This is a genomic window from Lactobacillus sp. PSON (genome assembly GCF_052615405.1).
On the sequence record NZ_JBQXFW010000003.1, the window covers coordinates 1 to 14,827 of the forward strand.

Here is a 14,827-nt window from a genome sequence, read left to right on the forward strand (position 1 = left end):
CCAAACAATAAGCCAGGAAACAATATCAATCCAGATCCAAAGGATCCAGGCAAGGATGTTCCAGTACCATTCAATCCAGTAACCCCAACTCCAGATAAGGGTTCAATTACTGTAATTGTTCATGACAACACAACTGGTAAGGACATTCCAGATTATGGTAAGACTTCAGGAAGTGTTGATGCTGGTACTAAGTTCACTTATGATAAGACGACCACAATCACTGATCTTGAAAACAAGGGCTACAAGGTAGTCAACCCAGAAGTAACTATTCCAGGTGAAGTAACTAAGGGCAATACCAATGTAACAATTTATGTAGAACATGATACAGTTCCAGTAAATCCAACTAACCCAGGCAAGCCAGGTGAACCGATCAACCCTAATGATCCAGATGGACCTAAGTGGCCAAGTAACACTGATAAGGATAGTTTGACTAAGACTGGTACCCAAACAGTTCACTATGTCGGTGGCGGAGACAACACTCCAAAAGATAGCGTAACTACAGTTACATTTGAACACCACTTAGTAATTGATAAGGTAACTGGTAAAGTTGCTAAGGATAATGGCTGGACTCCAAACAGTCAAACTTATAACAAGATCAATACACCAATTATTGATGGTTATACAGCTGATAGAAGTGTAGTTGGTGGAGATACAGTAACTAGTTCAGATGACAACATCAATCGTGAATACACTGTAACTTACACTGCTAAGACAACTCCAGTTACTCCAGTAACCCCAACACCGGAACCATCAGTAACTACAGTGGTAGGTAAGCAAACGATCACCTTTGTAGATGGAGACAATAACAACACTCCACTTAGAGATTCAGATGTACAAACACACACATTTACAATCACAGATGGAGTACCAAGTGAAAACAGCTACACATTCGGTACAGTTAATGTTCCAGTAATCAAGGGTTATGTAGCTGAGATCAAGACAGCAGGTGGCAAGACAGTAACGCCAAATGATCCAAATGCAAATGTAGTAGTTGTTTACCACAAGATCGGCAAGATCGTTCCAGTGGATCCAGATCATAACCCAATCCCAGGAGCAGAAACACCACAATACAAGAACGATCCAAACGATCCAACCAAGGTAGTACCAGATGAAAATGTTCCGATCATTGAAGGTTATACACCAAGTCAAAGTACAGTAACTCCAGATGATCCAACAAAGGATACTGAAGTAGTCTACACAAAGAAGACAACTCCAGTAGAACCGGATGAACCAGATACACCAGATGAAGAGCCAGAAGAACCAAAGACACCAAAGAAGCATCGTGATAGCAACAAGCCAAAGCCTTCAACACCAAAGAAGACTAATAATTACAACTACAACAATGCTCCACATGCCCAAAATGGATATTGGAACAATAATGTTGCCCCACATGGCCAAAGCGTAAATGGCTGGAGTAATAATATTGGACCACATGGAGAACATGTAGATGCAAATGGCAATATTGTTGCACCAAATGGTGAGATCATTGGTTATGTAGATAAGAATGGCAATCCACATTACACAAAGCAACTTCCACAAACAGGTGAAAAGAACACAGACACTGCAGCAGCACTTTTAGGAGGAGCTACAGCAGGACTCAGTTTGATTGGACTTGCAGGAGTGAAGAAGCGTCGTAAGAAGGATTAAATCAAGTAAATAAAAATATTTATTGATTGCAGAAAAGCAAGATGTCAAAAGAACATCTTGCTTTTTATATTTCATAGATATCAATACAGTTTATTTTTTCTTCTAAATTACAAATATTACTAGATTACTATATATTATTACAATTATTTCAAAAAAATCACTTTTGAAATATATCGTTAACTTCTCCGTGATATTTCTGTGATGGTTCTGCAACTTTTACTCGGTATTATATAAAACATCAACTGATATAGATGTTGATAATAATTATTGAGAATAAAACATTTAATTATTTAAGGAGAGAATAATTTTGAAAAAATCATTTTTAACTAAAACAATCGCAGTTGCAGCTTTATCCGTTACTGGTTTAGTCGCGGCCAACAATAATAATGATAATCAAAAAGCAGAAGCTGCAGTTATTCAAAATGATGCAACAGTATATACCACCACTACTTCTACTACTGTTTATAATAGTTATGAAAATCCAGTAGCAACAGGTCAAATTCTTCCTGCTAATACTGATTGGCAAATTATTCAAACTGCTTATGACTCTCAAGGTCAAAAATGGTATGACTTAGGTAAAAATCAATGGGTACAAGCAAGTTCGATTAAAGCACAAAATACCCAAACTCAGCAGACAACAACTCAACCAACCTATAATTCACAAGCTCAATCACAACAAACTTATACTCCTAGTTCACAAACTAATCAAAACTATAAGACTAACTATCAAAATACTCAATCTTATAATGTTGCACCAAAATCAACTACCCAAACTTCATCAGCTTACACTTCAACTGCAACTGGATCAGAAGCTAGTGCCAAGGCCTGGATTGCAAATCGTGAATCAGGTGGATCATATTCTGCAACTAATGGTCAATACATTGGTAAGTACCAGTTATCTGCATCTTACTTAAATGGTGATTATTCTGCTGCTAACCAAGAAAAGGTAGCCGATAACTATGTAAAATCACGTTACGGTTCATGGAGTGCAGCTAAGAACTTTTGGCAAGCAAATGGTTGGTATTAATAAAAATTTAAATTACTTAACTCCAAGACAATAGTCTTGGAGTTTTTTATTACAAGATGTAATATTATGACAAATTTTGACATATTTTTTAACACTTAGGTAACGCTTTCATTATTGTTTTGACAATTATTAGTTGTAACATAAAAAATGTCAATTGAGATACGAGAGATAAAAACATAACATGATTTTATTTAAGGAGAAAAGTCCATTGAAGAATAATAAAGCAATTTTAGTTAAAACTTTGGCTACTGTAGCTCTCACTGCTACTGGTATTGTAGCAATTAATGAAGTTGAAAATTCTACTGCAGATGCAGCTGTTGTAGAAAATGATACAACAGTATATACAGTAAGTACTTCTACTCCAGTGTATAGTGACTACAATACACTTAAGAAAACTGGTCAAGTATTATCAGCTAATACTGATTGGAAGGTCATTAAAACTGCATATGATTCTAAAGGAAATAAGTGGTACGATTTAGGAAAAAACCAATGGGTTAAAGTTACCAATACTGCGATTCATGTAAAAAACAAAACACAAAATTCAGTAGTTAATACAAATAAGGGCTATAAATCACAAACTTCATCTTCTAAACAAACCACTTCAATTAATACTCAAACTACATCTTCAACTCCAACTCAATCAAAAACAGTAAATAATACTTCAACTGTAACTGGTTCAGAAGCTAATGCTAAAGCTTGGATTGCAAGTCGTGAATCAGGAGGCTCATATTCTGCAAATAATGGTCAATACATAGGCAAATATCAATTATCTGCATCATATTTAGGCGGAGATTATTCCGCAGCTAACCAAGAAAGAACAGCTGATAACTATGTTAAATCTCATTATGGCTCATGGAGTGCAGCTAAGAGTTTTTGGCAAACAAATGGTTGGTATTAATTTTTATAAGTTAATAATATTAAGGTCTCAAAGTTTGATTTTGAGACCTTTTATATTGCCTAGCCTTTACTTACTTTTTATCAGTGATATAATATAAGGTATCTAAAACTTTGAGAAGGATGATAAATTATGAATAGAATCTATCTTGATAATTCTGGAACTACTCCTATGGCTCCAGAAGTTGTTAAGACAATGACAGAGATGATGACCAACGTGTTTGGTAATGCTTCTGCAACTAACTATTATGGTCGTGAGGCTAAAAATATACTTGAAACTAGTCGACACACTATTGCTCAAACTATTAATGCGGAAGATAAGGAAATAATTTTTACAAGTGGCGGTACAGAAAGTGATAACACTGCCATTATGCAAACTGCTATGTTCCGTAAAAACGAAGGTAAACATATTATTAGTACTAAGTTTGAACATGAAGCCGTTCTTCGTCCGTTGCAACGTTTAGAGAATGAAGGTTTTGAAGTTACTTATTTAAATATTGATGAAAATGGTCAAATTGACTTAGATGAACTTAAAAAAGCAATTCGTCCCGACACTATTCTTGTCACTATTATGATGATTAATAATGAAGTTGGTAGTTTGCTCCCAATTAAGGAAATTGGTGAAATTGTAAAACCAACTAATGCATGGTTCCATACTGATGCAGTTCAAGCTTATGGATCTGTTCCAATTGATGTTAAAGAAATGAATATTGACTTATTATCAACTTCTGCTCATAAGCTTAATGGGCCAAAATTATTAGGCTTTTTATATGAACGTGATGGAATTGATTTACCATCCTTTGTGCAAGGTGGAGATCAAGAATTAAAGCGTCGTGCAGGTACTGAAAATGTGCCAGCAATTGCTGGATTTGCTACAGCTGCTAAGCTTCATTATGAAGAGAATAATCTTGAAGAAAATACTAATAAGTATGCTAGCTTTAAACATTCATTAGTTGATGGGTTAACTAAGAATGGAATCGAATTTGAAGTTAATGGTCAATTAGATTCACAAATGGCTCCACAAGTTATTAATATTTGGTTTAAAGGGATTAAAGCTGACGTCTTACTAACTAATCTCGATCTTGATGGAATCGTTGGAGCAGCCGGTTCTGCATGTACTGCAGGGTCTCTTGACCCATCTCATGTTCTAATTTCAATGTATGGAAAAGATAGTCCTCGTGTCTGGGAATCATTGAGATTTAGTTTTGGAATTGAAAATACATTAGACGATATTAATCAATTAGTTGAAACTTTAACTAAGATTATTACACGTTTAAAAAATAGAAATAAATAAAACAGAAACCCAGTATCTTGAAATTCAGGATACTGGGTTTTAAACTAAATGTAAAACTTCTAATTGTGACTATAAACTTTAAAATTACCATTAAAAAATGGTGGTAGTTGAAAGGGGAGAGAACGGTACTCCCTTCCTTTTCATACATTGATTATAACATGGAAGGATTAAATAATATGAAAAAATTGATTTTTCAATACAAAAATATGCAAAATGAAAAAATCAAGACAAATAATGAAGTTTGGTTTTATCCAAATTCATTCGCTTATATTTGGAAATATTTACGGTAACGAGAATAGCAATTGAATCCTTACCAACTTTTGGAAGTTCAGTATTACTTTCTGGAAGTTTTTCAACTAATGACATAGTTCCAATTAAATCTTTACCCATATCAATTGCATCTACAATATCAACTCCTTGAGTATCTCTATCAAGGTCGGGAACATGAACAGTATATTTCACTTTAGAATCACTAGTTTTAGTGATAATAATAGGGAAAACGACAATTTTATCTTTTTGCATAGTTTCATTAAAAGATGATATATTTACATCTATTACTCCTTTCGTTAATTAAAATATAAATAATTAATGTATGTGTCAAGAATAAGATTAATTTTGTTAATAAAAAAACATAATAATTTTAACTATTAACTGTCGATAAAAATAAAAGAAATAATTAATTAAATATTTTGATAGGTATTTTTGACAGAAAAATAACAGAGACAATATACTATTATTACCTAGTAAAGATCAAAAGAAAACCCAGTATCCTGAATTTCAAGATGCTGGGTTTCTTAATTAAAAAGTATAAGTGGGTAAAAATTAAAAACTATAGTATGGAAATAGAAAGTTTAGTAAAAAATATACCAAACTATAGTTTAAAAAATTATAATGTATAGAATGATAAAAATATATAAAAGAGTAATAAGGGATGGAAGGGATGTTAGTGTAGGAGTTGAACATCCCTCCACTTCAAAATTATAGCGCTAAATGAATGTGCTTTCAAATAAAAAGTGAAAATATTTCCAATTATTTTATTGTTTGTTGGATAAACGCTGTTAGTAAGGCTTTTTTCTATAATTAAAACAATGTAAGCGTTAAAATTAAATTGTAATTATAGTTTTAATGAAGAAGGCAAATTATGTTACCAAAAAATGATAAATACGACTTAATTATTATTGGTAGTGGCTTATCTGGCCAAGCTGCTAGCGTAGAAGCTGCTAAGAATGGATTAAAAACTTTAGTTGTAGAACAAGGTAGAACTACTGGTGGCAGTGGAAATTACGTTGAAGGTATTTTTGCAGTAGGCAGTAAGATGCAAGATAAAGAGGGAATTCATTTAACACAGGATAAAATTTTACAAGATGAATTAACTTTTTCACATTATGATGCTGACACCCGTATTTTAAAAGATTATATTGCTAACTCTAGTGCTAATATTGAATGGTTAGAAAATTTAGGTATTAAGTTTAAAGAAGTGACATCACTTGGCTCAGGACTTAAAACTTGGCATTTGTTTGATGGCTTAGGCAAAACAGCTATTCATAATAAGATGGAACCATACTCTAAAAAACATGGAGTAGAGTTTATTACTTCTGCAGCTGTAACTAAAATTACCCAAGACATGGATGGGCTGATTAATGGGGTAATTGTACAAAACTATGAAAATAAAGATATTAAATTAGTTCAAACTCATAACGTTATTATTGCAAGTGGTGGCTATTTGAATAATCGAGAAATGCTTATTGACTATTCAAATAAAAATGCTAATCGAATAATTCCAGTTAACTCAGGTAAAAGTGATGGTTCAGGCCTGAGAATGGCTTGGGAAGTTGGAGCTAAGCGCTTTAAAATGGGTACGGTAATGTTATTTGGAGGACAATTAAAAGCTGAGGATGTTCCTGCGTATAAATTTTGGAAGAATGATTTAGCTATAGCAACTTGTGAAATGGGACCTTTATGGGTTAATGAAGTAGGAAATCGTTTTGTAAATGAGAATATTTTTGATACTTGGTCATATGCAGGAAATGCGTTAATTCAACAAGAAAAAGTTTATGCAATTTTGGATCAAGGAACAATTGATCATTTAGCTGAAAAATTACCTAGAAGTTTGAAACCTTTATCTGATAAAACAAAATTAAGTGATTTAAAAGATGAAGTTAAAAGTGTCGAAAATAAAAAGATGAGATTTATTACTAAAGCTAATACCATTTATCAGCTTGCTACAGAATTAGATTTACCTCATTTAGATGAAACAATTAAGCGCTATAACAAAGAAGCTAATATTGGTGCTGATGAAGATTTTGAAAAAGATGTAAAGTATCTTTACCCAATTGAAAAACCGCCATTTTATGCTTTTGAACTAGGAGTTGGAGCTTATTGTACATTAGGCGGAATTCGAATTAATGAAAACTGCGAAGTTCTTGATAACGGAGGACACCCAGTTCCAGGTTTATTTGCAGTTGGGGCTGATGCATCAGGGATGTTAGTTGGAGATACTTATAATGTAACTGTTCCAGGTACTGAAGCTGGTTTTTGTATTTATTCTGGGAGAAAAGCAGTTCAAACAATAAGTAAATAGTATTGAACTATTTTTTAAGATAAGCGTTGATAGTGTAACTATCAACGCTTATTATTTTCAATAATATAATCCTTGTATAAAAAGCGCTTTTATGATATTATTATATTTGTAATAAGGTATATACCAAAATGAATAATTGTCAATAATTGAAAGAAAGGATTATAGATTATGAACAATAAAGAATCAGGCGGTTTAAATGCTTGGGTAAATACTCATGTAATGCCAATTGCTGCTAAAATTGGAAGCTTTAAACCCTTAGTTGCTGTTCGTGACGGTATCGCTATGGCTATGCCATTGATTATTGTAGGGTCATTTGCAATGATTGTTTCAGGTTTTCCAATTCCTGGTTGGAGTGACTTTTTAACTAAGACTACAGTACACAATGTTAGTTTATTCCAAGTTTTAGCTAAAATTAGTAATGGCTCATTTGGCATCATGGGGTTGATTTCTGCTTTTGGTATTGCTTGGAGCTATGCTAACCAATGTAAAACAGATGGTGTATCTGCAGGAATAATTTCAGCATCAACTTTCTTTATTCTAACTCCAAGTATTATGAGTGGAGACAAAACTCCAGCAGAAGGTTTTCCTTATGCATATTTAGGAAGTAGAGGACTTTTTGTCGCAATCATTTTTGGTCTTATATCAGCATGGATTTTTCAATGGTTTATTAATCATAATATTCAAATTAAAATGCCGGCTACTGTTCCACCAGCCGTTGCAAAGAGTTTTTCAGCTTTGATTCCTGCCGCAGTAGTAATTCTAATTGCCGGATGTGTATATTGGCTCTTTGCATGGACAGGATGGGGCAATATTCATGATGCAATTATGAATATCTTATCTAAACCATTAGGACTTTTAGGAAATACACTTTTTGGAACAATTATTTCAATCATTTTGGTAAGTTTATTCTGGTTTGTTGGAATTCACGGTGGAAATGTTGTGAATACAGCTCTTCAACCAATTTGGCTAATGCAAACAGATGCCAATCGTGTTCTTAATCAAGCAGGTAATCTTGACTTAGAGCATGGTGGTCATATTATTACTCAGCCATTTATTGACAACTTTGTATATATGGGTGGATCTGGAGCTACAATTGGTTTGGTATTATGCATTGGATACTTTGTTTGGAAAAAACGAGCAAGCAAACAAAATGAAGTTTTAGCACCATTGACCATTGTGCCGGGTTTATTCAATATTAATGAGCCTACAATGTTTGGTTTACCGGTTGTTTTAAACTTAATGTTAATTATTCCATTTATTATTGCGCCTACAATTAATGCAATTATTACTTACTTTTCTATGAAGCTAGGATTTGTTCCTTTATGTAATGGATCTGTTATTCCATGGACAACCCCACCGATTATTTCAGGATTTCTAGCAACGAATAGTATTTCAGGATCAATTGTACAAATAATCAATATTATTTTAGATATTTTGATTTATTTACCGTTTATCGGTGCAATTAATAAGCGTCAATTATTAAATGAGAAGAAAACAGGAGAAAAATAATGGTTACTAGATTAATAAGTGCGAATGCAAGTGAAATTATAAAAATGAATGGCAAAGAGTTATATCAAAGTATAAAGGCAAGCGAGGGACGAACAGTATTAAGTGAAAATGTTGTTACTGAATCTACAATTGATAACTTAACTACTTCAGAAATTGCAGCAGCCTTTGGAGCAGATTTAATCTTACTTAATTTATTTGATACTTTTAATCCAAAAATAGAAGGCTTAAATGTAGATAATCCAAGAGATACTATAATTAGATTAAAGGAATTAACAGGAAGACCAATTGGTATTAATTTAGAACCAGTTGATGAAAACGCAGAAATGGAGTCCACTAAGCTAACTATATCGAAAGGAAGACAAGCAACCACAGAATCAATAAAAAAGGCAGAAGAATTAGGATTTAACTTTGTTTGTTTTACTGGTAATCCTGGAACTGGCGTTACTAATAAAATGATTGAAAAAGCAATTAAAGTAGCAAAGAAAAATTTCTCAGGATTGATTATAGCAGGAAAAATGCATGGAGCAGGTGTAGATGAGCCAGTAGCTGATGAAACGTCTGTAAGAAGCTTTATTGAAGCTGGAGCTGATGTGATTTTAGTACCTGCGGTTGGAACCGTACCAGGATTTACTAACTCAGAATTAATCAAAATAGTTAAAATCGCTCACAAATATGGAGCTTTAGTAATGAGTACAATCGGAACTAGCCAAGAAAGTTCTGGGGCTCAAACAGTTCACGATATTGCACTGCAAAACAAAATTTGTGGAGTAGATATTCAGCATATTGGAGATGCAGGTTGGGGTGTTGTTCCTCCGACTGATACGATCTTTGAATTAAGTAAAACAATCCGTGGAATGAATCATACAATCAGCCGTATGGCTCGTTCAATTAATCGATAAAAAAATCCTACTAGCCGCAATTTGGTTAGTAGGATTTTTTATTATTAATGAATAATCATATTAAATTAGTTACTTTAAATACTTTTCTGCATTTTGGGCTGCATTTCTACCTGAATAAAAAGCATATCCTGCGCAAGTTCCCGGCATGTTTGGACCGTATGTATCTCCAGTTAATCCTGCTGCATCATTACCGGTTGCATAAAGACCAGGAATAACTGCACCATCGGTATTTTCGACTTCATTTTCAGGAGAAACTTTTAAACCACCCATTGTACAAAATGCACCTATATTAAGTTTAAAACCATAATATGGACCTTCTTCAATAGGAATCATATATTTTGAATCTTTACCGTATAAACTATCTTTACCATTCTTAGCATCTTCATTGTATTTAGCAATTGTTGCAGTAACATTTTCAACAGGTAGGTTCATTTTATGGGCTAATTCTTCAATTGTATTAGCTTTAAAAATAAATGGTTTCTCATCAGCAATTGCTTTATCAATTTCTTCTTGGAGTTTATCCATCTTTTGTCCGCGTTTAACATAAATTCCTAACCCCATAAAATTACCATCTTTGGCCATTTTTTTAATTACTCCAGTATCTAAAATACTGTAGACTTGATTTTGAGTATAAAGGGCGTTACCTGCCATACTAAAATTATAAATTACAGATTCATCTACAAATCTTTCACCGTTTTCATTTAACCATAAAAGTGGTTGCTGGCCAGCAGCTGTATTCATTTGACTCCCCATCATCTTAAATGAAGGTTCATCAGGATCTTTTAAATAACCACCAAAAAGCATTGCCATTCCTAAGCCATATTTTCGTGCGCCAGCTTTCCAAGCAAGTTTTAAGGTATCACCAGTTCCTTTTCCAGATGATACTGGGATAAGACGATTTAAATCATAATCAGTATATTTTGCCATTAATTCAGGATTATTTAAGTATCCTCCGCCAGCTAAAATAACAACCTTAGCTGTAATATCTTCAACTTTACCGCTTACTTCATCCCTTAAAGTGACTATTTTAGTATTATCCATGTTAATTTTTAAATCAATCGCAGAAGTAGAAGTTAACAATTCTCCACCTAATTTTTCAAACTTAGGTTCTAATGAATTATGAATAACACCATTTCCAAACCCTTTATAAATATGCCAGGTTGCTTCTCCTGCTCCCATGGCTTGTACACCCTCATATTGGACACCTTCATCATGAAGCCATTTAATATTTTCACTACTAGAATCAATATATTTTCTCCAAATACGTGAATCAGCTTTATATTTTGAATATTCAACTTCTTCTTTTAAAACATCAGTCCCAGATACTTTAATATTATTTTCTTTTTGAAGATAAGAGTCTACGGCAAATAATCCTTCACTGTAATTAGCACTTCCTCCAGTATGACGACCTTTTTCAAGCATTAAAACTGAATTGCCATTTTCTTTTGCAGTAAGTGCAGCTGCTTGTCCTGCAGCACCCGAACCAATAACGACTACATCATAAGTTTTCTTTTTGCTTAAATTCATAATATTTACTCCTTTAATTGTTCCTTTAATTATATGATATTATAAAGAAAGCGGTTTTATAAACTGAGTAAATATTACTAGACTAGAAGAAAGAGGTTCGGGTATGGACTTAGATAGATTAAGATTATTTGAAACAGTTGTAGAAATGGGTAGTTTTCAAAAAGCGGCTGAGAAAAGGTATATTTTTCAAAGGGCAGTTTCTCAAAGTATGAAAAAACTTGAGAATGAATTGAACTTACAATTATTTATGAGAGAAAATAATAAAATTTTCGTCACAGAAGTTGGGCAACAATTTTATTTAAAAATTAAAGATATGCTGCATAATTTTGATATTAATGTCAGATCGTTACAAAACCATAAGATTAATCCTTTTTGTGAATTAAAAATTGGATATTTTTCACCTTTTGAAGGTAATTTGCTTATGAAAAAACTTATAAAAGCAAAAGAAGATGGTAGTAACATTAAATATACTGTTGTAGAAGAAAGCATTGAACATTTGATTTCAGATGTAAAACTTAAAATTTTAGATTGTGCGTTAATCCTTGAATATGGTAACCACAATAAAATTAATTCCAGTTTAGAAAGTAAAGTAATTTATAAAAATCAAATGGTAATGGGAGTCAGCAAACTAAATAAAAACAGTAAATTAGCTACTTTTCCAATAAAAGAGCTAAGTCAAAAACCAATCTTATATTATTCTCCTGAAGAATCCCATTATTTGAAAAAAGAATTTATTTCTTCTTTACCATCTACAATAGACCATATTCATTTAGCTCGTATGTCAGCTTTAGAGCAGATGCAAATGATTGTATCTTTAAATCAAGCAATTGCATATTACCCTAATGGATTAATTCAAGAAACAGTAATTGACAATGGATTGATTAATTATTTGCCTCTGGATATTAATAATAACTCTCAGCAATATTCAATTACTTGTATTTACTTAAAAAATAATAGTAAAAGAAAAGAGATAAAAAATTTATTATGAGACTAGAGATATTTGCTGCCTTCTTTGATTGAAAGGGATGCTAAATTATCTTGATTTTGATAGATGAAGCTTTTTACCCAATTAGGATCAGTTTTAGAATAATCTCTTAAGGCCCAGCCAATAGCTTTATTAATGAAAAATTCATCGCTGTTTAAATTATTTAATAAAATTTGTTCAAGAAGCTTAACATTCATCTTATCCTTACGAAGTAGTTGATGTTCAATAGCAACTCGTCTAATCCATAAATCCGAATCCTGAGACCACTTAAGCATTAAGGCATCTATTCTGTTATCACGTAACCCTGATGATCCAATTGGTTTAATTAAACTATCAATTGTATCCCACCATTGTTTGGAACGAACAAATCTTTCTATTTTTGGCATATCATCATAAGTAAGATATTTTTGCATAGCAATTAAATAATCACATACAAAATATTGTGATTCACGATATTTATCATCCCATGCTTCATTTAATAATTGCCAATCTATTTCTTTTTTGTGTTTTTCTTGTTTTAAAAATTCATGATAGCAATTTCTTCTAGTAGGTGAATGCAAGCCATAAAAATCAAATTGATTACGCATATATTTTTTAAGCATTTGAGCTTGTGTGGAATCTGCTTTTTCTTCAAATTTTACTTTAATATTCTCAAACATTTTTTACTTATTTAGCTTTCTATTCAAAACCATATTAATTGTATGGGACATTCTTTGACGATAATCATCATTTTTCAAAAGAAGTGTAGTAATTAAATCAATTACATACATAATTGAAAACTGTGAATTTACAAAACGAGCATCATTCATAAAATTAGTGCTTTTTACTAGGATCGGTATGTCAACCATTCTAGCTAAAATACTATCACTAAATCCGGTAATTCCCACAATTGTAGCACCCATTTGTTTTCCCAGCTTAACTGAAGAATTGATTTCATCAGTATTTCCAGAAGAAGAAATAGCAATAATTAAATCATCACTATTCATAATACTGCTAGACATATACATGCTTGAACTTTCAGTAATAGCGAAAGTTGAAATTCCCATTCTAAGAAGACGTTGGTTCATTTCTTGAGCGGTAAAACCTGAACTTCCAATTCCAAAGATATAAATTCTTTTAGAGATTTGAATCAACTTAACGACTTTCTTTAGTTGTTCAATATTTATTTTTTGCCAATTTTCTTTTAAAACCCGATTATAAAATTCGTATACTTCATAAAGAGTTTCATCCTTTGTAGTGTCAATAGTAGAAGATAGTGATGTACCAAGACTAGCTAAATTTAATTTTAATTCTGCAAAGTTTTTACAATTTAGTTTTCTAGTTAATCTGGTGATAGTTGCATTACTAACTTCTGCAGCCTTAGCCAGATCGGTAATATTCAACTTTTGTGCCTTTTGTGGCTGTTGAATAATAAATAAAGCAACTTTTCTTTCTTGTGTTGGTAATGATGGTATGATATTTTCCAATTTTGTTATAAAATCCATATTTTTAACCTCAATTTTTATAAAAATATGGATGAGTTAGTACTCATCCATAAATTACATGTATAGTATTTTAGCATAAAAATTAATTTAAAGCTTTTACAAACTTGGTAGCAATCTGTTGTGGACGAGTAATAGCTCCTCCAACTACTACCGCGTGACAGCCTAAGTCAATACACTTTTTAGCTTTTACTGGAGTATCAATTTTACCTTCTGCAATTACTTTACCCTTAGCAATTTTAAGCACATCTTTAAGATACTCAAAATCGTTATCTGCAATATTTAATCCTTGACTATCAGGAGTATAACCATGCATGGTTGTACCAATAATATCAAAACCTAGATCATTAGCTTCTTTAACATTATCAAGAGTAGCAGTATCAGCCATCAAAAGAGTATCAGGAAATTCTTCACGCATTTGTTTAACAATATTAGCAAGTTTTTCATTATGTGGGCGTTTGCGTCCTGTAACGTCACATGCTACAACTTGGACGCCAGTACTTGCAATCCTACGCATTTCTTTCATGGTAGGAGTAATATAGATATCTGAATCAGGATAATCAATTTTTAATAAACCAATAATAGGTAAATGAACTTTATCTTGAATTGCTTGAATATCAACTACAGAGTTAGCCCGAATGCCACTTGCTCCAGCTCGTTCAGCAGCCCAAGCCATTCTTTCCATGATAAAAGAACTATAAAGTGGTTCATCTTTAAGAGCTTGACAGGAGACTATTAACTTTCCTTTTGTTTTTTTAAAAAAATCATTATTCAAAATAAACCCAGCTTTCTTTTAAGCAAAATACTTATTATAAATTTTATTGGTGACTTTTATAATTATTAATATTAGTGTAAGTATATTATTTTTGAGCATTTATTACAAGCGGTTACATTGTCAGCATTTGCTTAAAAATTAATAGCTTGTTATTACTTAAGCGCAACTAAAAACTTCATCCCTATATAGAGATGAAGTTTTAATATGC

General features: G+C 32.3%; 13 protein-coding genes. 8 read left to right on the forward strand and 5 right to left on the reverse strand.

Going from position 1 to position 14,827, the window contains the following annotated elements; all coding sequences use genetic code 11:
* The 4 genes from ACTHPI_RS01960 to ACTHPI_RS01975 all read left to right on the forward strand — a co-directional run.
* On the forward strand, positions 1-1,647 hold a 1,647-nt coding region (locus ACTHPI_RS01960; protein ID WP_445352502.1), incomplete at its 5' end, for a mucin-binding protein.
* 304 nt (positions 1,648-1,951) lie between these two features.
* Entirely contained in the window at positions 1,952-2,674 is a 723-nt protein-coding gene (locus ACTHPI_RS01965; protein WP_445352727.1) for a hypothetical protein, read from the forward strand.
* Between the two features lie 208 nt (positions 2,675-2,882).
* Positions 2,883-3,572, forward strand: a complete 690-nt coding sequence (locus ACTHPI_RS01970; protein WP_445352503.1) for a hypothetical protein — start codon at positions 2,883-2,885, stop codon at positions 3,570-3,572.
* Between the two features lie 129 nt (positions 3,573-3,701).
* The gene (locus ACTHPI_RS01975) at positions 3,702-4,862 is read left to right on the forward strand and encodes a cysteine desulfurase family protein (protein ID WP_445352504.1); all 1,161 of its coding nucleotides are present in this window, start codon (positions 3,702-3,704) and stop codon (positions 4,860-4,862) included.
* Positions 4,863-5,084: 222 nt separating this feature from the next.
* Here the strand turns inward: ACTHPI_RS01975 and ACTHPI_RS01980 are convergent, their stop codons facing one another.
* Positions 5,085-5,384, reverse strand: coding sequence for a type II toxin-antitoxin system HicB family antitoxin (locus tag ACTHPI_RS01980; RefSeq protein WP_445352505.1), 300 nt, complete (start codon positions 5,382-5,384; stop codon positions 5,085-5,087).
* A gap of 619 nt (positions 5,385-6,003) precedes the next feature.
* Between ACTHPI_RS01980 and ACTHPI_RS01985 the strand changes: the two genes are divergently transcribed.
* The 3 genes from ACTHPI_RS01985 (at position 6,004) to ACTHPI_RS01995 (ending at position 9,851) form a co-directional block, all read left to right on the forward strand.
* On the forward strand, positions 6,004-7,443 hold the full coding sequence (locus ACTHPI_RS01985) for an FAD-dependent oxidoreductase (RefSeq protein ID WP_445352506.1): 1,440 nt from the start codon (positions 6,004-6,006) through the stop codon (positions 7,441-7,443).
* Positions 7,444-7,611: 168 nt separating this feature from the next.
* Positions 7,612-8,952, forward strand: coding sequence for a PTS sugar transporter subunit IIC (locus tag ACTHPI_RS01990; RefSeq protein WP_445352507.1), 1,341 nt, complete (start codon positions 7,612-7,614; stop codon positions 8,950-8,952).
* Positions 8,952-9,851, forward strand: coding sequence for a DUF7916 family protein (locus ACTHPI_RS01995; RefSeq protein ID WP_445352508.1), 900 nt, complete (start codon positions 8,952-8,954; stop codon positions 9,849-9,851). The genes ACTHPI_RS01990 and ACTHPI_RS01995 overlap by 1 nt, the downstream gene beginning before the upstream one ends.
* Positions 9,852-9,920: 69 nt before the next feature.
* On the opposite strand, the gene ACTHPI_RS02000 is transcribed toward ACTHPI_RS01995, so the two are convergent.
* On the reverse strand, positions 9,921-11,378 hold the full coding sequence (locus ACTHPI_RS02000; protein ID WP_445352509.1) for an FAD-dependent oxidoreductase: 1,458 nt from the start codon (positions 11,376-11,378) through the stop codon (positions 9,921-9,923).
* Positions 11,379-11,481: 103 nt separating this feature from the next.
* Between ACTHPI_RS02000 and ACTHPI_RS02005 the strand changes: the two genes are divergently transcribed.
* Positions 11,482-12,366, forward strand: coding sequence for a LysR family transcriptional regulator (locus ACTHPI_RS02005; RefSeq protein WP_445352510.1), 885 nt, complete (start codon positions 11,482-11,484; stop codon positions 12,364-12,366).
* Between the two features lie 2 nt (positions 12,367-12,368).
* On the opposite strand, the gene ACTHPI_RS02010 is transcribed toward ACTHPI_RS02005, so the two are convergent.
* The 3 genes from ACTHPI_RS02010 to ACTHPI_RS02020 form a co-directional block, all read right to left on the reverse strand.
* Positions 12,369-13,022, reverse strand: coding sequence for a DNA alkylation repair protein (locus tag ACTHPI_RS02010; RefSeq protein ID WP_445352511.1), 654 nt, complete (start codon positions 13,020-13,022; stop codon positions 12,369-12,371).
* 3 nt (positions 13,023-13,025) lie between these two features.
* Positions 13,026-13,847 (reverse strand): MurR/RpiR family transcriptional regulator, encoded by an 822-nt coding sequence (locus ACTHPI_RS02015; protein ID WP_445352512.1) that lies wholly within the window; start codon positions 13,845-13,847, stop codon positions 13,026-13,028.
* An 82-nt stretch (positions 13,848-13,929) separates the two neighbouring features.
* On the reverse strand, positions 13,930-14,619 hold the full coding sequence (locus ACTHPI_RS02020; RefSeq protein ID WP_445352513.1) for an N-acetylmannosamine-6-phosphate 2-epimerase: 690 nt from the start codon (positions 14,617-14,619) through the stop codon (positions 13,930-13,932).
* Positions 14,620-14,827 lie beyond the last annotated feature (208 nt).